Here is a 19,250-nt window from a genome sequence, read left to right on the forward strand (position 1 = left end):
AAAAATTCAGGACTTTGTTTTTTGATATAAGGGTTTTTTTGGTTTATTTTATTATTTTTATTCTATAAATTTTAGGCCATAATTTTCCTGTAATTAAGAAATTATCTTTTTCAGGATCATAGGCAATTCCGTTCAGGACATCTATTTCACCAGTATAATCTGTTTTTAAAATACCACTTAAATTCAGATAAGCGAGGACCTTTCCAGTTTGAGCATTGATTTTAATAATATAATCTGTCTGCCAGATATTTGCATAAATAAAGCCATTATGGTATTCCAATTCATTGATGTTTTTCATATTTTGATCACCATTTTTAACCTCAATTTTTTTAATTGATTCAAATGTTTCTGGATCTCTAAAGGTGATAAATTCACTGCCATTACTCATTATTAAATGCTGACCATTATTGGTCAGACCCCAGCCCTGCCCCTGGTAATTAAAGGTTTTAATTAAATTTAAATTAAGGTCATAAACAAAAGCGGTATTTTTTTTCCAGGTTAATTGATAAATTTTATCATTTAAAATAGTGATACCTTCTCCAAAATATTCTTGATTTAAATTTATTTGTTTTAAGACCTGACCACTTTCAATTTTTACTTTTCTTAATGAAGATCTACCATAAAGGCCTGTCCCTTCATAGAGGTAGTTATTGTAAATTTCCAGGCCCTGAGTAAAGGCCTGGGGATCATGTTGATAACTTTCTAATATTTGATAATTCAGTTTGTTTATTTCTCCTGCCTTAAGAATCGGAGAACTAAATATAGTAAAAATTAAAATTAAAATAATTGTTATATAATTAAATTTATTTTTCATTATTTTTCACCTCAATATTTTTAAATCCATATATCTGTATATTCGTTATTAATTAGCTAAAACCTTCTTTAGTCAATGATAATGGGGAGTAAATGGAAGCAAAAGTTTCTTAAGCGCTTTTTATGATGCTTAAAAGGCTGTAATTAGATTTAATTAATCAAGACAATCTACGATAATGATTTATGAGAGGAAGTGACTGGATGCTGCAGAAATTGGAATTAAATATCGACAGCTATCCCTCCCGGAAAGCCATGGGATTTTATAAGCTATCAGATAGTACTCAAAAATTTGCTAAAAAAGGGATTGAGGCTGCTCAGAAGGCAGCTGCTTTTTATGCCTCGACAGGTGATAAGCTGAGTGATTTTAAAAACTATAAAATTGCAGATCTGGGAGCAGAAATAATGTACAGTGAGCAGCGGGAATTAGTTGTAGCATATAAACCGGGACCAAATATTGATTTTAAGGCATAAAAGAAGAGATAACAATATTAATTTGGAGGGATTTAAATGGAAATAATGACCCGTGATTTTGGTAAAATAGAAATCGATAAATCAGATATCATTTCTTTTAATTCGGGACTGCCGGGATTTGAAAAACTAGAAGAATTTATTTTATTACCACTGGCAGAGGAATCACCATTTATTATAATGCAGTCAGTGGAAGATCCGGATATAGCTTTTGTAACAGTGGAGCCGGGAAATTTGATTCAGAATTATGAATTTGAAATTAGTGACAAAACAGAAAAAAAGCTAAAGATAGAGAGTGTATCAAATTTATTAATTTTAAATATTATCACCATAAAAGATGATTTTAAAAATAGTACCGCTAATCTTTCGGCTCCCATAGTAATTAATTTGGAAGAAAAACTTGGCCAGCAGGTAATACTTGATGATCAGCGTTATCAGGTGCGGTATAAAATTTTTGCAGCTGCAGAAGAGGTGGCAGAATAATGCTGGTATTGAGCAGAAAATTAAATGAGAAAATAATAATTGATGACCAGATAGAGATAACTGTGGTAGGAATTGAAAATGGAAAGGTCCAGCTGGGTATTGAGGCACCAAAAGAGATAGAAATTATGAGAAAAGAACTTTTAGAAGACGTTAAAAAGGAAAATCAAAAAGCAGTAAAAAACAAAAAATTGCTGGATCAATTAAATAATATTAAATTTAATCTTTAGTTTTATTGCTATTTTGAGTAAAAAATTATAAAATATGTTTAGGAGGTTATTATTATGCAGGGAAGAAGTGCTGATCAATACAAGCAGATGCAGATCAAAACAGCAAGTCCAGGTAAGCTTTTATTGATGCTTTATCAGGGTGCAGTTAAATTTATGAAATTAGCAAAAAACAACATAAAAGAAGGAAAAATAGAAGAAAGCCATAAGAATATAATTAAGGCACAAAATATTATTTTAGAGCTGCAGAGTACATTAAACAAAGAACAGGGTGGAGAAATTGCTGTCCAGCTGGAAAGTCTCTATGATTTTATTTATAGAGAGCTTATCCAGGCTAATTTAAATAAAAACACCAGACATCTTGATAATGTTATACCTCTGGTAGAAGAATTATTTGTTACTTATAAAGAAATTGTAATCACCCAAAATTCTGGGGAACAGAAAAAAGTAAATATTGGTGTTTAAGTGGAGGTTTATTTATGAAAGACCTGTTTAAATTATATCAAAATTTAAAGTCCCTTACTAAAGCAGAGTCAGATCTGATTGAAGAGGGGGACTTTGATAATTTAAAAGAGAAATTAGAAGAGAAAAACAGCCTGATTTCTGAGATTGATAAAATTGAACCAAAAGATTATTTTGCCCATCTTGCTTTTTCTTTATCTAGAGAGGAACTGCAGAAAAAAAGAGACGCTTTATATCAATTAATGCAGGAAATTAGTAAGCTGCAGTCTCAGAATATGCAGGCTCTGGAGAAGAAAAAGAATGCAAACAAGGAAAAAATGATTTCCCTGTACAGCAGGGAAAAAAGTATTAAAGGATATCTTAATTCCGATAAATACGAAGCTAAATTTTTTGATGAAAAAAGCTAGTAATTTTAGCAATAATTAAACTTAGGGGGGAAGTTAATGCAGGACAATGGTTATTTAGATATGTTTTTTGATGAAGCAAAGGAATATGTTGAAACCCTGAACAATGGGATCTTAACCCTCGAAAATAATCCAGGGGATAAAGAAACAATTGATGCAGTTTTTAGAGCGGCTCATTCACTTAAGGGAATGGCTGCAACAATGGGGTTTCAAAACTTAACAGAACTAACTCATAAAATGGAAAATATGTTAGATAGAGTTAGAGAAGGTAAACTTGAGGTGAACACAGAGTTTATTGATCTTTTATTACAGGGGCTGGATAATATCCAGTTTCTGGTCGAAAAGATTAGGGAAAATGAGGGTGCAGAACCTGAAGGCATTAATTTAGAAGGGTTTATCCAGGAACTGGCTAATTATGGTCAGCAGGCTGCTGATTCTGAAGCCAGTGAGCAAAATAGTTCCGGGGAAACAGCTGATGATTTCAGCTTTAATCTGACTCAGGTAGAAAAGAAAGAATTGGTGAAAGTAAAAAAGGATAAGGAAAGAATTTATCATTTAAAAGTTGTCTTAGATGAACAGGATTTTCAGAGTGTGAGAGCTTTTATGGTTCTTAAAAAAATTGAAGAAGTTGCCCAGCTGTTTAAATCTACACCAGCTAAAGATGAAATTGAAGAATCAGAAGCAGCCGTTTCTGAACTAGATGTTTATGCTCTGAGCTGGCTGCCAGCAGGTGAATTTAAAGAAGAACTGGCAGAGATTTCTGGAGCAGAGATTACAAACTTCACTGAAATCGAATCTCTGGAGATGGAAAAACAAAATCAGGAAAGTGACAGCAAAAGTCTTCATGCTGAACATAAGGTTAATTCTTTCCAGAGTAGTTCAACTGTTAGAGTTGATATCTCCAAACTGGATACTTTAATGAATATGGTAGGAGAATTATTAATCAATAAAACTCGCCTGCAGTCTCTGGATATTCAGAAATCTAAATTTAATGAGATTATTCCTCAGTTAGATAGAGTGACCATGGAATTACATCACATTGTGATGCAGATTAGAATGGTGCCGGTGGGAGTAATGTTTAGTAGATTTCCGAGAATGATTAGAGATCTTTCTAATAAAATGAATAAAGAGATTGACTTTGTCATGGAAGGTCAGGAAACCGAACTGGACCGTTCAATTATTGATGAATTATCTGATCCGTTAACTCATCTTTTGAGAAATGCTATTGATCACGGTATTGAAAAGCCGGAAGAAAGAAAGGCTAAAGGAAAAGATGAAGAAGGACGGATAGAACTTAAAGCTTACCAGAAGGGTAGTGAAATCATCATTGAAGTTACAGATGATGGTGCTGGTATTGATTCTGATATTATAGGTCGTAAAGCGGTAGAAAAGGGGATAGTTGGAGAAGAAGAGCTGGATCAATTAGAAAGAAGAGAAATACTTGATTTTGTCTTTCACCCTGGTTTCAGTACAGCTGCTGAAGTTACAGATGTATCCGGACGTGGTGTGGGAATGGATATAGTCCGCAATGTAGTTAAAAAACTTGATGGTCAGATTAGTATTGATTCTGAACTGGGAAAAGGAAGTACTTTTACTATTTCTCTGCCGCTGACTCTGGCAATTACTCAGGCTTTAATGATTACAGTTGATGGTGATACATTTGCTATTCCACTAAATGCTGTCAGCGAAACTCTGACAATTAGTCCTGAAAATATCAAAAAAGTTAGAGGCAAGGATGTAATTGTCTTAAGGGAAAATACTATACCACTTGTTTCTGCTTCTGAAATATTTGGTAATAAGAATCTGGATTCATTCAAAAAATCTGATTCTGATTTATCAGTTGTAATTTTAAAGAGCGGTGACCGTTATATTGGTTTAATAGTAGAAGAACTGCTGAATCAGCAGGAAATTGTTATAAAATCTCTCGGTAATTACCTGCAGGATACTGAATATATCAGTGGTGCTACAATTATCGGTGATGGGGATGTTGCTTTAATTATTGATGTAAGAGATATTGTTGCATAAATATAAAACTTAAATAGGAGAGATTAAATAATGGACCTCAGCATTGACAAAATAAACTGGCAGAGTATTAGAACCAAATTAGTAATTATTATTAGTGTTTTAGTTTTAGCTTTAATTTTACTTTCTTCAGTCTTTACATATTTTCAATCAAGCAGTATCCTGGAAGAAAGTATTTATCAGGCAGCTTTAGATAAGGTTCAAAATAATGCAAAACAATTGGATATGGTTATAAATCAGAGTGTTAGTTCAGTTAAAAATCTTGACCACACCTGGTTTGACAGCCGTACAACTTTAGATACGGAATTAGCAAGACAGCTTTACTTTAATATGGGGAACAACGAACATTTTGCAACAATAGTAGAGGAGCATCCTTATCTGTCTTCACTTTTTTTAATTGATTTAAATGGTCAGATGAGTACAACACTATCCTCTGAAGAAATAGATGTCTCTGAAATGGGCTTTTTTAAGCGAGCTTTAGAGAGTAAAGAAGTTTTCATCAGTGATCCTGTACAGACACCAGGAGCAGAGGAAGAGTCTGTTTTAATAGTTGAACCTTATTATATAGCTGAAAAATTAAATATGATTTTTGGGGGATCAATTCCTCTTTCCGAATTTAATGAAATGATCGCTTCAATGAATATTAATGGAGAAGGCTCAGGGTTTGTTATTAATCAAAATAATTATGTGATAGCTCACGAAAATCCTGAGTATCAGGGAAATAAATCACTGCTAAAAGAAGGCGGAGAAGAAATCAAAGCGCTTTTTCAGCAAATGCAGTCAGATGCCAGTAAAATTGAATTCTATCATTTTCTGGGAGCCGAACGTGGTGTAGCTTTTGCCCCTTTAAAGTCTGCTAATTGGTCGCTTGCGATTCAGGCAAAAAATTCAAATGTTATGGCTCCAATTACTTCTATGAGATATATGAGTATTTTAATTGGTCTAATTGCTGTCATAATTGGAATGGTAGTTGCATATTATATTGCCGGCTATATCGCAAAACCAATTTTGAAATTGAGAGACTCGGCCAATGTTATTGCTGGGGGAGATTTAACAGAAAAGGTAGACATTGAAAATAATGATGAAATTGGGGAGCTTGCTGATGCTTTTAATAAGATGGTAGATAATATTAAAAAGCTGGTTGTTAATATTAAGGATTCTGCCGTCAGAACTGATCAAACTGGGGAAGAATTAAAACATACAGCGGCAGAGACTTCAACATCTATCGATAATGTTGCTGCTTCAGTAGAAGAATTTTCTGCCTCAATTGAAGAGGTTGCAGCATCTGCAGAAGAATTTGCCTCTTCCAGTACAGAAATTAACGAAAATGTTCAGGGAATTACTAACTATACAGATCAGGTTAATGTACTGGCAGAAAGTGGTCTGGAGGAAATGCAGAAAACAGAAAGAGAAATGGAAGAAGTAATGGAAGTTTCTGCAAAGTCAATTGATAAGATTAATAATTTAAATGAATCTGCCGGTAAGATAAATGGTATTGTTAATATGATTTCTTCAATTGCAGAACAGACAAACCTGCTGGCTTTGAATGCGGCTATTGAGGCTGCCAGAGCTGGAGATGCAGGACGTGGATTTGCAGTAGTGGCAGATGAGATTAGAGAATTAGCAGAAGAAACAAAAGGATCTACTGATGAAATTAAGAGTCTGGTAGATAACCTGCAGGATGAAATTGGAGCCACAGTTGGAGTTATTAATAATACAAATGATCAGATCAAAACTGGTGCAAGCTCTGTTTCTGAAACAGGTAAGACCTTTAATAATATTACTGATAAAATTAAAGATGTGGTGGCACAGGTTAGAGAAACAGCAGCTTCGGTTAATGAACTTTCTAAAGGAAGCCAGGATATATCCAGGGTTACCGAAGAACAGGCAGTAAACAGTGATCAGATTTCCGAGTCGGTCCAGAAACAATCTGAATCAATGGAAAATCTGAATCAGGCAGTTGATAGTTTGACTGAAATGACAGTTGAATTAAAAGAATTGGTAGGAGAATTCAAAATTTCATAAATGGGGTGTGATTATGGAGACAGCTCAGGAGCGCTTGGATTTAGAAAAAGCTAAAAATCAAAATAATAAGAAAAGCGGTCAGGCTCAATATGTAGTTTTTAATATTGGAGAAGAAGAATACGGGATAGAGATAGAGTATACCAGAGAGATTATTAAATCTGCTCAAATTACTAATGTACCAAATACTGAGGAGCATGTGGTTGGTGTTATTAATTTAAGAGGTATTATTGTTCCGGTAGTTGATCTGCACAGCCGCTTTGAAATTGACCAGGATAGTGGAGATTTTGAAGAAGATGAGCAGAGGACTATTACAGTTGAAGTAAATGAAATGCTTTTAGGAATTCAGGTAGATCATATTGAAGGAATTGTCTGGCTGGAAGAGGATAGTATTACTCCTGCGCCAGATGTGGAGAGTAATTTACGACAGGATTATTTACGCGGCGTTTGTGCCCGGGATGAAGATCATCTTTTAATTCTACTTGACTTAGAAAAAACGCTTTTTACTTAATAAATTATTAATAACTTTCCCCATTATAAAGTTATTATTTCTTAATAATTTTTAATGGGGAAAACTGTTTTATAAGATTAATCTAATAAAATTTAAGCTGGAGGTGGTTATTTTGCAGATTAAAGAGATCAGCCAGGATAAAAAACAGTATGTTATTTTTTATTTAGCAGATAAGAAATTTGGAGTTAACATTAATCAGACAAAAGAAATTTTGTCTAATACTGAGATGACTTTTGTTCCAGACAGCCCTGAGTTTATCAGTGGAATAATAAACTTGCGGGGATCTGTGGTACCTGTAGTTAACTTAAAACTACGACTTAATATTAAGGGTAATAAAGAAGATAAAGAAGAAAAAATCATTATTGTAGAGCTTGATGGTTTGACTGCAGGGATGATGGTAGATGATGTTAAAGAAATTGAGCCTTTAACAAAAGAAAACATTGTTAATTTACCTGATTTAGCCAAAAAAGTTGATAGTGACTATATCGAAGGTGTGGGCAGAGCAGATAAAGATGATGAACTGCTTTTGCTGCTTAATCTTAAAAATGTTCTGAGCAATCATGAGATTGAAGAACTAAAAAATGTTGATGGAGGAATCGACAGCTAAACAATAATATCGGGAGGTATGTTTATGGATTTAGATCAGGGTAAAAAGGATATTCTAAAAGAAGTGGCGAATATTGGTGCAGGTAATGCAGCTACTGCTTTTTCCGGTATGATTGGACAGGAAATCAATATGACAGTTCCCAAGGTAGAACTGATTGATATTCAGGATCTACCATCAATTACCGGTGATGAAGAGGAATATATTGCCTGTATTATGATTAATTTTTCTGGAGAAATATCAGGTAAGATCTTACTGGTTGTGGATATGGAAAATGTAGAGAGGATGTTAAAGCTAATTTTTTCTACTGACGAATTACCAGAAAAGTCAATGCAGCATTCTGCCCTCAATGAGCTGGGAAATATTTTAAGTGGAGCCTATTTAAAAGCAATCAATGATTTTACTGATCTAGATCTAGATCAGAGTGTACCTGCAATGGCTTATGATATGGCTGGCGCTGTTTTAAGCTCTTCTGTTATTGATTACAGCCAGACAGAAGATTTTATTTTGCTTTTAGAAACAGAGTTTATTGCCGGTGAAGAAAAACTAGAGTTATTTTATTTCTTTATTCCCGAAAAGGACTCCCTTGATTTTCTATTTGAAAAGCTGGTAGGTGGTAATTTTGCCTAGTTCGGATCAGGTAGCAGAAAAATTAGTTGTCAAAATGGCAGACCATGCAGTAGGTGATGAAAATACAGTTCTGGCTACCCTGGGACTTGGATCCTGTATTGGAATTGCTCTTTATGATAAGTTTTCTAAAGTTGGTGGTCTGGTTCATATTATGCTGCCGGAAAATCCAGGTGGCAAAAAAATTGTAAAATATGCTGATACAGGGATTCCATTTTTGATAGAAGAATTGGAGAGTCTGGGGGCTCAAAAAAGACGACTCTCAGCTAAAATTGTCGGTGGAGCCGGGATGTTTAAATCTGAAAGTGGAGATTCCGTGATGAAAATTGGAGCCAGAAATATTGAAGCAGTAAAAGACACATTAAAAAATATTGGCATAAAAATAATTGGCAGTGATGTTGGGAAAGATTATGGTCGTTCAATGTATTTTTATCTTGATGATGGTCGGGTTGAGGTAAAATCTTTCAGCAGGGACTTGAAAACAATTTAAAAATAATATATAGTAATAAAAGGAATAAGTTCATAATAAAAGAAAAAAGTTCTATTATTTTTGTAAATGGGCTTTTTACTATTGTAAATAAAAATCATTTCTGTTATTATAGTAGTTAATAGTGGATATTATTTAGAGGAGGTAATTTTTAAATGCCTAGGGTGTTAATTGTGGATGATGCAGCATTTATGAGATTAAACTTAAAAAATATATTAAAAGACGATTTTGAAGTAGCAGGGGAAGCAGAAAATGGAAAAGAAGCGGTGGAATTATATCAGGAATTAAAACCTGATATAGTAACAATGGATATAACAATGCCGGTAATGGATGGTTTAGAAGCCATAAAGGCCATTCAGGATATTGATCCAGATGCTCAAATTGTAGTCTGTAGTGCTATGGGACAGCAAAAAATTGTAATTCAGGCCATTGAGATGGGGGCCAAAGATTTTATTGTTAAGCCTTTTAAAAAAGATAGAGTTATGGAATCTTTAAAAAAGCTGTTATAAAGAATTTAAATTTGAAAAATCTCTGATTTGTACTATATTTAACATATAGTGCAATAAATATAATATATAGTACAATATTACACAATTGTATTAAATATTAGCAAAATTAGTGAAAGCTAATGACGCAAAGTTATGGGTCTAAGATATTTTTATTATGACCGCCAGGCTGCACATTCGAAAATCTATGGTTACAGACTATAGATTTTTTTGAGTTCAAAGGAGGAATAGAATATGGATAATTTGGAAGTCATAACCAGAGCGCTTGCTGGTTCTGCCAGACGGGGAGATTTGATTGCTAATAATTTGGCGAATATCAGTACCCCCGGCTATAAACGGCAGGATATTAATTTTAAGTCTGCTCTGAAAAAGGAAATGGGCTCAGCTAGCTCTATAAATTTAGAAACTACAAGAAGTGATCATATTCCTTTCAGTAAACAATATGCTTCTGTTGAGGTCAGTCAGAATAATAGAAACTATAGAAATGACGAAAACAGTGTTGATGTTGAGGTAGAGATGGCTGAATTGGCCAAAAATACGATCTATTATAATGTGATGTCCAAACGAGCTGCCGGACATTTCTCTATCTTAAATCAGGTTATTCAGCAGGGAGGTAAGTAATTATGTTTAAAGGTATAGATATTAGTGCATCTGGTTTAACAGCCCAGCGTCTGAGGATGGATACAATTTCTTCTAATATTGCTAATGCAGAAACGACAAGAGATGAAGACGGTAATACATATCGAAGGAAAGTGCCAATTTTTAAACAGAAACTGGACAGAGAGATGGAAGCAGGATCGGGGAATATCAGTGGTGTTAATTCAGCCGGAGTCGAAGTTGCGAAAATTGCCGAAGATCAGTCTCCATTTCGTTTAGAATACCGTCCTGACCATCCGGATGCGAATGAAGAGGGTTATGTTGAACTGCCCAATGTAAGTGTGATGACAGAAATGGTAAATATGATAGATGCCAGTCGTGCTTATGAAGCAAATATCCAGGCCATTTCTAATTATAAGAGTATGGCAAATAGTGCTTTAAATATCAGCACTTAATTAAGGAGGAGGAAGTATGGAAATAAACCCAATTAAATTTCAGACTGGATTTGAAAACTTTGCAATTGAAAAAGAAAATAAGAACACCAAAACACAGGCTTTTTCCGATTTGTTCAGGGAAAAGCTAAATCAGGTTAATGAACTTCAAAAAGATTCGCAGGCAGTGACAGCCAGTTTTGCTGTCGGTGAAACAGATAACATACATGATGTTATGATTGCAGCAGAAAAGGCAAAAGTTGCTATTAATTTAACAACTGCTGTGCAGACAAAGGTGATAGATGCTTATAATGAAATTATGCGTTTACAGGTATAGGAGCAGATATAGGATTACGGACAATATTGATCAAAGAGTATTTACGGAAGAGGTATAGTGATGGCCGAAATTTTCGCAAAATACAGAGAAGAACTACAGAATACATGGCAAAAACTAAATAAAGGTGTACAAATTCTAATTATTATTCTCACGCTAATTATGGCTGGTGTTTTCGGCTATCTTATTTTTAGAGGAGCTTCTAATAATTATCAACCTCTTTTTACCAATTTATCTACAGAGGATACTGCAGCAATTGTAGAACGGTTGGATGAAAATAATGTTAATTATCAACTTGGAGGTAATGGCAATACAATTTTAGTTCCAGAAAGTGAGATTTATAGACTGAGATTAGATATGGCTTCAGCCGGTCTTCCGGATCAGGGAGTGGTTGGATTTGAAATTTTTAACAGCAGTGACTTTGGAACAACCGAGTTTGAGAGAAGAGTTAATTATTATCGAGCACTCGGGGGCGAATTAAGCCGCTCGATTCAATCAATTTCCGGGATAGAATTTGCTAGAGTTCAGATTACTCCGCCTGAAGAAAGTCTTTTTCTGGCAGAGGAAAAATCTGCTACTGCTTCAGTAATGGTAAAACTAAATCCTGGCTTTAATATGAGTTCAGAACAGGTTAGTGCTGTCCAAAATTTAGTTGCCAGCGGAGTTCAGGATTTACCCTTAGATGAGGTTACAATAGTTGATACTAATGGTAATCTTTTATCTAAGCCTTCCAATACCGGAGACAATAACTGGTCTAACCCTCAAAATTTTGCTCTGCAGCAGAAGTTTGAGACTTCTTTAAAAAACGATTTAACCGCCTTACTAACAAAAGTTGTGGGGCCAAACAATTTTGCTGTTCAGGTTAATGCAAATCTCAATTTTGATCAGAGACAGGCAGAAAGCAAAACCTATACTCCAGTGGTTGATGACAGCGGTATTGTCCGCAGTCAGGAAGTAAACACGGAAACTCGGGAGAATGGAGTAACAGGTGGTGCACCTGGGGTAGATGCAAACATTCCCCAATATCAGGGGGCAGATGCTGCAGAAACCAGCAGTTATGAACGCGAAAATACAATTACAAATTATGAAATAAACGAAAGAATAGAAAAACATATTTATGCTCCGGGAGAGGTAGAGCGTTTATCTGTGTCGGTAATGATTGATCAGAACACTGAGGAAGAAACAGTTGAGCAGATTAGAAATGCTGTGGGAGCGGCAATTGGTTATAATGAAGCAAGAGGCGATGTCTTAAATATTAGTTCCATTGCCTTTGATGATTCTTTAGAAACTGCGGCTCAGGAAGCAATGCAGGCTCAGCAGGCAGCAGAAAAGCGTCAGATGTATATTTATGGTGGTCTTATCTTATTAGTATTAATCTTAACTTCTGCTTTAATTATCTACTTATATCGTAAAAAACCTGCAGCAGATAGAGGCGGCAGACTTGATGTAGCGGTGGAAGAAGATGAAGAAGAAATTGATTTATTTGAACCAGATGCAGACCAGAGAAAAAGAGCTAAACTTAAAAATGAACTAGAGAATGTCATTCATTCTGATCCCGAAAATGCAGCTAAGTTAATTCGAAGTTGGTTAGTTGATGAATAAAATGTCGAAGGAGTTTTTGTTATGAGAGATGAGTTGTCAGGTAAAGAAAAAGCAGCCATATTGTTAATTTCACTGGGACCTGATGTGTCTTCAGATGTTTTTAAACATTTAGATGATGAAGAAGTAGAGAAATTAACTTTAGAAATTGCAAATCAAAATAAAATTGATCCTGAAATGAAAAGAAAGATTCAGGAAGAATTTCTGCAGCTTCAGAAAGCAAATGATTACATTAATTCCGGCGGAATTAATTATGCTAAAAAAATACTGGAAAAATCTTTTGGTAAAGATAAGACACGCAGCATTATTAATCGTTTAACGGCTACTCTGCAGGTTCGTCCTTTTGATTCAATACGCAAATCAGACCCAACCCAACTTCTAAATTTCATTCAGGGAGAACACCCCCAGACAATTGCTCTGATTCTTTCGTATATTGATGCAGCTCAAGCTTCTCAGGTTTTATCCTCACTTTCACCAGATATCCAGAGTGAAGTAGCTAAAAGAATAGCTGTTATGGATAGAACATCTCCAGAAATTATTAAAGAAGTTGAATCTGTACTGGAAAAGAAACTTTCCTCAGTTGCTGCCAATGAATATGCCAGCGCTGGAGGTATTGAATCAATAGTTGATGTTTTAAATCAGGTAGATCGCGGGACAGAAAAAAATATTTTAGATAAACTGGAAGAAGATGATCCGGAATTAGTTGAGGAAATCAAAAAAAGAATGTTTGTTTTCGAAGATGTTGTACTTTTATCTGATAGAGCAGTACAGCTTGTACTGCGTCAGGTTGAAACTCATGATCTTGCTTTAGCATTAAAAACTGCCAGTGATGAAGTGGAGAATATTATAACAGGTAATATGTCCCAGCGTGCTGCAGAAATGCTGTCAGAAGATATGGAGTTTATGGGACCCGTCAGAATTAGAGAGGTAGAAGATGCACAGCAGCGAATTGTTAATGTGATTAGAGAATTAGAAGAAAGTGGAGAAATCGTCATTGCCAGAGGTGGGGAGAGTGAAGTAATTGTCTAAAGTTATTAAGGCCTCGAAGGTTACAGGAGAATATATAATAAATCAAAATCCTAAAACTCTTTCTTTTAATGACAATAATTCTGAATCTGATTCGGGCACCGGTGGAAATAGAAAAGCAAAAAAACAGCAGCAGGTTATTAGTCAGGCTGAACAGGAAGCTCAGGAAATTATTGAAAATGCAGAAGCAGAAGCAGAAAAAATAATTGATGCTGCTAAAAAAGAAAAAGAAGAGATCCTGGCTGAAAAGGATCAAATTTATAATGAGCTTAAATCTAAAGCTGAAGCTGAAGGTTTAGAAAATGCCGAAGCGGAAATAGACCGCTTAAAAGAAGAATTGGCTTCTCTGATCTCTGGTTTTGAAGAAGAGTTTAGTCGGGAAAAAGATAGAATCAGAACAGAAATTATTGAACTGGCTGTTAAAATTGCCAGTATTGTAATTGATGTTAAATTAGAGACCGAACATGAGATGATTAATAATATTATTTCTGACATGTTGAGCAAAATAGATGACAATCACCGGGACATTGTGGTTAGAGTTAATCCACAACTGCTTCCCTATATTGAGGAAAATAGATTTTATGAGCATATAAATCAGAAAAACATTGAATTTGTTTCAGATCCTGAACTAAAAAAAGGGGACTGTGTAGTGGAAACCAGCCTTGGTGGTAAAGAAGGAAGTCTAGTGCACAAACTTGATCAAATTAGAACTGAGTTATTAAAAGAGGTAGAACAGCATGATTAATCTGGATATGTCAAAATTAGAAAATAAGCTTAAGGACATTAATATGACTCGAAATTTTGGCCATATTAATCGTGTAATTGGACTTGTTATTGAGTCAATTGGGCCTCAGGCTTCACTCGGAGAACTATGCTTAATCAAAGGTGAACACGAAGATATTAAAGCTGAAGTAGTTGGCTTTGATGATAATAAAGTTTTGATGATGCCGATTGGTGAAATGGAAGGGATCAAACCTGGAGCCAGAGTTGTGGCAACTGATCAGAAATTAAAGGTTAAAGTTGGGAGAGAACTGCTGGGTAAAATAATTGACGGCAGTGGGAATGTGATTAATGATGATAATCTAAGTGGTTTAAGTGAGGTTCCGGTCAATCGCAAGCCGCCAAATCCCTTAACTCGGGAAAGAATTAAAGATCCTTTATCTTTAGGGGTTCGCTGTATTGATGGTTTTTTAACCTGTGGTAAAGGTCAGCGCCTGGGTATTTTTGCCGGAAGTGGTGTTGGTAAGTCAACTTTACTCGGAATGGCCGCCCGGAATACCAATGCTGATATTAATGTAATTGGTCTGGTTGGTGAGCGCGGCCGTGAGGTTAGGGACTTTATAGAAAAGGATCTTGGTCCAGAAGGTTTAGAACGCTCAATTGTGGTAGTTGCTACCTCAGATCAACCGGCACTGTTAAGGGTTAAAGCAGCGAATATTGCAACAGCAATTGCTGAATATTTTAGAGATCAGGGTGAAGATGTACTGCTGATGATGGACTCTGTTACCAGGGTTGCGATGGCTTTAAGAGAAGTTGGACTTGCTATTGGCGAACCTCCAGCAACACGAGGTTATCCACCTTCTGTATTTGCTGAACTGCCGAAGTTATTAGAAAGAACTGGAACCAATGATCTGGGTTCAATTACTGCCTTATACACTGTATTAGTGGAAGGTGATGATTTTAATGAACCTGTTTCCGACACCGTTCGAGGTATTTTAGATGGACATATTTCTTTATCCAGAGAGCTTGCAGAATCCAGCCATTATCCTGCTGTTGATGTTCTAAGCAGTGTCAGCAGAATTATGGAAGATATAGTAAGTGAAGAACACGGTCAGGCAGCAGCCAGACTGCAGAAATTGATTGCAACCTATAATCAATCAGAAGATTTAATAAATATTGGTGCCTATGAGAAGGGCTCCAACCCGGAAGTAGATAAAGCTATTGATAAAATTGATGAAATTAATGATTTTTTAACTCAGGGAATTAACGAAGAAACCAATTATGAGGATACTGTTCAGCGCTTAATCAAAATAGCTAATAATTAGTCTAAGAAATAAAGGTGGCTGAAAGATGAAGGGATATAAATTTAAGTTTGAAAAAATCTTAAATTTGAGAATCAGACAGGAAGAACAGGAAGAAGACAAATATTTATTTTTAAAAAAAGAGTTAAATGATATTAAAAATAAGATTAAGACTATAAAATCAGAAAAAGAAGATGTTTTTGAACATCTGCGGGATCAGGAAAATGATCTCACTTTAAATATCAGCCTCAGACGATATTTAAAAGAATTAAAAGCTAGAGAAGCGGCTGCCCAGAAGAAGAAGGAAGAAAAAAAAGAAGCAATAAAGGAGCAGCTTAAGGTTTTAATGGAAAAGAAAAAGGAACGCAAAACTATGGAAAAATTAAAAGAACAGGAAATCGAAAAATTTGTCAAAGAATTTTTGGAAGATGAACAAAAAGAACTTGATGAAATAGGCAGACATTATTCTATGGGTGGTCGATTAACTTGATAAAAAAGATTTTATTTTTTTTAGTATTATTTTTAATATTATTTGTAATGTTATCCTGGTCATTTAATGCACTGGGGATAATCGATATAAAAGCTACAGTAAGTAATCTAGCTAACAGCACACCAGTTGTTCAAGATTATATAATTACCCGGCAGGAGTTAGATTCTTTAGAGGAAGAAAATGCTTCCCTGAAGAACACTATAAGTAAAAAAGACAGTCAAATAGCAGAACTGGAAGCTCAAATAGAGAATTTAAAGGAAGAACTTGCTCAACGGGATAAGCTGATTGCAGATTTAGAATCAGATTATGAAGCCCTAAATACGGAGGAGCAGAATCGAGAAGCAAGATTGGAAAAAATCGCAAATATCTATCGTCAGATGGAGCCAGAAGCTGCAGCAGCTGTAATTCAAGAATTAGAAAACAATCTGGCTGTTGAAGTTTTAAGCAGGTTAGATGATGAACAGGCAGCTTCAATTTTAGAGTCTATGCCCCAGCAGCAGGCTGCACAATTTATCAGTCGGCTGGGTTTAGAATAAATAATGGATATATTTCCTTATCCAGGTTTATTAATTTTATGATTAATAATCAAAGAAAGGAGGTGAATAAATGACAGAAGCGTTATTAAATAATATTCTTCAGGTCAGCAAAAACGATTTTTCGCCGGCTAAGAGAAAGCAAATCCCCGGGAACAGCAGCAGAAGTTTTTCAGAGACGATGCAGGAGATTAATCAGCGGAATCAAAGCAGTCAAAAGAGTAATCTAGAAAATGATGACTCTGTTAAAGATAAATCTTCTTCACTCAGTGATCAGGAGTTTCTAAGTAAACTAAAAAAAATCCTTAGTAAAAACAATAAAGAAGTTCCTGCAGAATTACTGGCTCTGCTTCAGGGTGTTAGTTTGAGCAGTCAGCAGAAAGCAATGTTAGAACAGCTGATGCTTAATTTGCAAAATAATAATCTGGATGTTTCAGATCTCAAATCATTACTGGCAAAAAATAGTAATGATCAAAACACAGTCAGTGCTGAGGAGACTCATCTTTTTAATCAGGATGGGAAGAGCGAAAATCCAGAATCTATGACTCTTAATCCTGGTCGCCTGGAAAAGCTGGCTTCATTATTAGAAACTGGAGACCAGAAGTTAACTGGAGTAGAGAATTCTAAATTGAAAGCAGAACTTGATCAACTTGCTAAAATGCTGATCAACTCAAATTCTGGCAAGTTTAAAAATCCAGAAGCTAAGCTTCAGCAGATTTTAGGTACTGAAAATCTGCCAAAAAAGTTAACAGAACTAGCTTCTCTTTTTAAGAAAAGTGATCTTAGTTTAGAAGATTTAACTGCAGTTTCTGAGCAGAAGGATTTAAAACTCCCTCTGTTAAGTCAGGCTCTTGCGTCAGAAAATCTAAACTTTAGTGAATTAGGAGAAACTTTCAATCTGGAAGATAAATCTTCAATTTTGGCAGAGCTTAGTGCTCAGTTAAAAGAAATGCTGGCTGCAGAAAAGAATAAAGTTAGTAATCAGAAGACAGCTGTTAATGTTGAGTTTAGTGATACTAATATTTTCACTTTAAACAGTGATTCTACCCTAAATTTCAGTTCAGGTGGAGAATTAGAGAGTAAAAATCAAAATAACTTTTTTGATTTAAAAAATTCTAATTTTGTGTTTGACTTTGATCCAGAAAATCAGAGTCTGGCTAATAATTTAAATTCAGGAAACATCAGTCTGAATAATACTGCTAATTTAGCTGAAAATGCTAATTTGAGATCTCAGGTTGTCGAACAGTTTAGAGGTCAATATTCTCCAGAAACAAAAGAGATGCAGATTCAGTTAAAACCGGAATCACTCGGTAAAATTGATATCAGCCTTGCCTATGATAATCAAAAGTTAACAGGGAAAATGCTGGTTGAGAGTGAGCTTGTTCGAGCTCAACTGGAAAACAGCCTCAAAGGGTTAAAGTCAGACCTACTAAAACAGGGAATTAATATCGAGCAGTTTAAAATAGAAGTTGCCAAAAAAGCACCCCAGCAGGTAAGTAAACAGGATGAGTTTGCTTTTGATGATCAGGATGCTGCTTTTAGTGATGGAGAAACCGGTCAGAATCAGGAATATGAACAGCGCCAGTTTTTTCAGGGACAGTACTATGTTCAAAGAAATACTGGCAATTCAAATCTAGATAGTGAAAACATAATTATGAGACAGCAGGAAATAATAAACAGAGCAGCTTTTTCTAACGAAAATCTTAATCTGCTTGCATAAAGGAGGTAATTAAATGCCAGATATTACGGGTGTAGCAGCATCTCAAAACACTCAATATGAACAGGAAACACAGAGAGAGAGTCTTGAGGGCAATAATGGTTTAGGTCAGGATGCATTTTTTAAGCTCTTAATTACTCAGCTTCAAAATCAGGATCCACTGAACCCTATGAAAGACAGAGAGTTTATTTCTCAGATGGCAGAATTTAGTTCCCTTGAGAAAACTGAAAAACTCTATTCTTTATTGGAAGACAAATTAAGTTCTAATCGGGTGATTGATAACAGTAATTTAATTGGAAGAGAAATTACTGCCAATGTTGAAGGTGTTGAGCTTAAGGGAATTGTGGAAGCGGTTAAATCTTCCAATGATAAAGTATTAGCAGTACTGGATACAGGATCAGAGATTGAAATCAAGAATATTACTCAGGTTAAGAATGTCGAAGCTTAAAGCAAAAAGAGGTGTTAAATATGGATAATAGATTACAGATCAAGCAGCCAATACAGCCTCTTCGTAAAACACAACAGCAGAATAAGCCTGCTCAGGAAAACAAAAAATCTGATTCTCCTTCTTTTAAAGATATACTGGGAGAAAAGTTAAATGGAAAAGAAAAATTATCATTTTCCAAACATGCACAGAAAAGAATCGACTCTCGTTCTATTCCGGTTTCTAAAACTGAAATTGATAAGCTAAATAGTGGAGTAGAAAAAGCTAGAGACAAAGGTGCAAGAGATTCGCTGGTAATGGTTAATAAGGTGGCTTATATTGTTAGTGTGGAAAACAACACAGTCGTAACAGCTGTAGATGAGGATAGTATGGACGATAATGTATTTACCAATATTGATAGTGCTGTGTTTATGAAATAAAGATG

General features: G+C 35.1%; 25 protein-coding genes and 1 riboswitch. Of the genes, 24 read left to right on the plus strand and 1 reads right to left on the minus strand.

The features are described from left to right. Nucleotides 1-43 precede the first annotated feature (43 nt). Nucleotides 44-814 carry a glutaminyl-peptide cyclotransferase gene (locus DFR79_RS03275; protein WP_133514078.1) on the minus strand — a complete coding sequence of 257 codons (771 nt, stop codon included), beginning with the start codon at nt 812-814 and terminating at the stop codon, nt 44-46. A 200-nt stretch (nt 815-1,014) separates the two neighbouring features. Between DFR79_RS03275 and DFR79_RS03280 the strand changes: the two genes are divergently transcribed. From DFR79_RS03280 to DFR79_RS03395, 24 genes are all read left to right on the plus strand, one after another. Further along, nucleotides 1,015-1,284, plus strand: a complete 270-nt coding sequence (locus DFR79_RS03280) for a DUF6470 family protein (protein WP_133514079.1) — start codon at nt 1,015-1,017, stop codon at nt 1,282-1,284. Between the two features lie 36 nt (nt 1,285-1,320). Continuing rightward, a complete protein-coding gene (fliW, locus tag DFR79_RS03285) occupies nt 1,321-1,764 on the plus strand; it encodes a flagellar assembly protein FliW (RefSeq protein ID WP_133514080.1) in 444 nt (147 codons plus the stop codon). Next, a complete protein-coding gene (gene csrA, locus DFR79_RS03290; RefSeq protein WP_133514081.1) occupies nt 1,764-1,991 on the plus strand; it encodes a carbon storage regulator CsrA in 228 nt (75 codons plus the stop codon). The genes fliW and csrA overlap by 1 nt, the downstream gene beginning before the upstream one ends. A 54-nt stretch (nt 1,992-2,045) precedes the next feature. Continuing rightward, a complete protein-coding gene (fliS, locus tag DFR79_RS03295; RefSeq protein WP_133514082.1) occupies nt 2,046-2,453 on the plus strand; it encodes a flagellar export chaperone FliS in 408 nt (135 codons plus the stop codon). Nucleotides 2,454-2,467: 14 nt separating this feature from the next. Continuing rightward, a complete protein-coding gene (locus DFR79_RS03300; protein ID WP_133514083.1) occupies nt 2,468-2,857 on the plus strand; it encodes a flagellar export chaperone FlgN in 390 nt (129 codons plus the stop codon). 36 nt (nt 2,858-2,893) lie between these two features. Then, the gene (locus DFR79_RS03305; protein ID WP_133514084.1) at nt 2,894-4,879 is read left to right on the plus strand and encodes a chemotaxis protein CheA; all 1,986 of its coding nucleotides are present in this window, start codon (nt 2,894-2,896) and stop codon (nt 4,877-4,879) included. A 30-nt stretch (nt 4,880-4,909) separates the two neighbouring features. After that, nucleotides 4,910-6,901, plus strand: a complete 1,992-nt coding sequence (locus tag DFR79_RS03310) for a methyl-accepting chemotaxis protein (protein ID WP_133514085.1) — start codon at nt 4,910-4,912, stop codon at nt 6,899-6,901. A 13-nt stretch (nt 6,902-6,914) separates the two neighbouring features. Continuing rightward, on the plus strand, nt 6,915-7,409 hold the full coding sequence (locus DFR79_RS03315; RefSeq protein WP_133514086.1) for a chemotaxis protein CheW: 495 nt from the start codon (nt 6,915-6,917) through the stop codon (nt 7,407-7,409). A gap of 112 nt (nt 7,410-7,521) precedes the next feature. After that, nucleotides 7,522-8,016: a chemotaxis protein CheW gene (locus tag DFR79_RS03320; RefSeq protein WP_166637957.1), complete on the plus strand. Its 495-nt coding sequence runs from the start codon at nt 7,522-7,524 to the stop codon at nt 8,014-8,016. A gap of 24 nt (nt 8,017-8,040) precedes the next feature. Further along, entirely contained in the window at nt 8,041-8,643 is a 603-nt protein-coding gene (locus DFR79_RS03325) for a chemotaxis protein CheC (protein WP_133514088.1), read from the plus strand. Then, nucleotides 8,627-9,130, plus strand: a complete 504-nt coding sequence (locus tag DFR79_RS03330; protein ID WP_243727695.1) for a chemotaxis protein CheD — start codon at nt 8,627-8,629, stop codon at nt 9,128-9,130. Before DFR79_RS03325 ends, DFR79_RS03330 begins: the two co-directional genes overlap by 17 nt. 152 nt (nt 9,131-9,282) lie before the next feature. Beyond that, the gene (locus DFR79_RS03335; RefSeq protein WP_133514090.1) at nt 9,283-9,636 is read left to right on the plus strand and encodes a response regulator; all 354 of its coding nucleotides are present in this window, start codon (nt 9,283-9,285) and stop codon (nt 9,634-9,636) included. Nucleotides 9,637-9,725: 89 nt separating this feature from the next. Further along, nucleotides 9,726-9,810: riboswitch (cyclic di-GMP riboswitch) on the plus strand. A 57-nt stretch (nt 9,811-9,867) separates the two neighbouring features. Continuing rightward, nucleotides 9,868-10,254, plus strand: a complete 387-nt coding sequence (flgB, locus tag DFR79_RS03340) for a flagellar basal body rod protein FlgB (protein WP_133514091.1) — start codon at nt 9,868-9,870, stop codon at nt 10,252-10,254. Nucleotides 10,255-10,256: 2 nt separating this feature from the next. Further along, the gene (flgC, locus tag DFR79_RS03345) at nt 10,257-10,685 is read left to right on the plus strand and encodes a flagellar basal body rod protein FlgC (RefSeq protein ID WP_133514092.1); all 429 of its coding nucleotides are present in this window, start codon (nt 10,257-10,259) and stop codon (nt 10,683-10,685) included. A 16-nt stretch (nt 10,686-10,701) separates the two neighbouring features. Beyond that, nucleotides 10,702-10,998, plus strand: a complete 297-nt coding sequence (gene fliE, locus DFR79_RS03350; RefSeq protein WP_133514093.1) for a flagellar hook-basal body complex protein FliE — start codon at nt 10,702-10,704, stop codon at nt 10,996-10,998. A gap of 60 nt (nt 10,999-11,058) precedes the next feature. After that, a complete protein-coding gene (fliF, locus tag DFR79_RS03355; protein WP_133514094.1) occupies nt 11,059-12,597 on the plus strand; it encodes a flagellar basal-body MS-ring/collar protein FliF in 1,539 nt (512 codons plus the stop codon). Between the two features lie 21 nt (nt 12,598-12,618). Next, entirely contained in the window at nt 12,619-13,623 is a 1,005-nt protein-coding gene (gene fliG / locus DFR79_RS03360; protein WP_133514095.1) for a flagellar motor switch protein FliG, read from the plus strand. Beyond that, nucleotides 13,616-14,365, plus strand: a complete 750-nt coding sequence (locus tag DFR79_RS03365) for a FliH/SctL family protein (RefSeq protein WP_133514096.1) — start codon at nt 13,616-13,618, stop codon at nt 14,363-14,365. The genes fliG and DFR79_RS03365 overlap by 8 nt, the downstream gene beginning before the upstream one ends. Then, nucleotides 14,358-15,665, plus strand: a complete 1,308-nt coding sequence (gene fliI / locus DFR79_RS03370; protein WP_133514097.1) for a flagellar protein export ATPase FliI — start codon at nt 14,358-14,360, stop codon at nt 15,663-15,665. Before DFR79_RS03365 ends, fliI begins: the two co-directional genes overlap by 8 nt. A gap of 25 nt (nt 15,666-15,690) precedes the next feature. After that, the gene (locus DFR79_RS03375; protein WP_133514098.1) at nt 15,691-16,131 is read left to right on the plus strand and encodes a flagellar export protein FliJ; all 441 of its coding nucleotides are present in this window, start codon (nt 15,691-15,693) and stop codon (nt 16,129-16,131) included. Next, the gene (locus DFR79_RS03380; protein ID WP_133514099.1) at nt 16,128-16,667 is read left to right on the plus strand and encodes a MotE family protein; all 540 of its coding nucleotides are present in this window, start codon (nt 16,128-16,130) and stop codon (nt 16,665-16,667) included. The genes DFR79_RS03375 and DFR79_RS03380 overlap by 4 nt, the downstream gene beginning before the upstream one ends. 70 nt (nt 16,668-16,737) lie before the next feature. Next, a complete protein-coding gene (locus DFR79_RS03385) occupies nt 16,738-18,384 on the plus strand; it encodes a flagellar hook-length control protein FliK (RefSeq protein WP_133514100.1) in 1,647 nt (548 codons plus the stop codon). A gap of 13 nt (nt 18,385-18,397) precedes the next feature. Beyond that, the gene (locus DFR79_RS03390; protein ID WP_133514101.1) at nt 18,398-18,829 is read left to right on the plus strand and encodes a flagellar hook capping FlgD N-terminal domain-containing protein; all 432 of its coding nucleotides are present in this window, start codon (nt 18,398-18,400) and stop codon (nt 18,827-18,829) included. Nucleotides 18,830-18,849: 20 nt separating this feature from the next. Further along, on the plus strand, nt 18,850-19,245 hold the full coding sequence (locus DFR79_RS03395; RefSeq protein WP_133514102.1) for a TIGR02530 family flagellar biosynthesis protein: 396 nt from the start codon (nt 18,850-18,852) through the stop codon (nt 19,243-19,245). The last annotated feature ends 5 nt before the right edge of the window (nt 19,246-19,250 follow it).

This window comes from Halanaerobium saccharolyticum (assembly GCF_004362045.1).
GTDB classification, from domain to species: domain Bacteria; phylum Bacillota; class Halanaerobiia; order Halanaerobiales; family Halanaerobiaceae; genus Halanaerobium; species Halanaerobium saccharolyticum_C.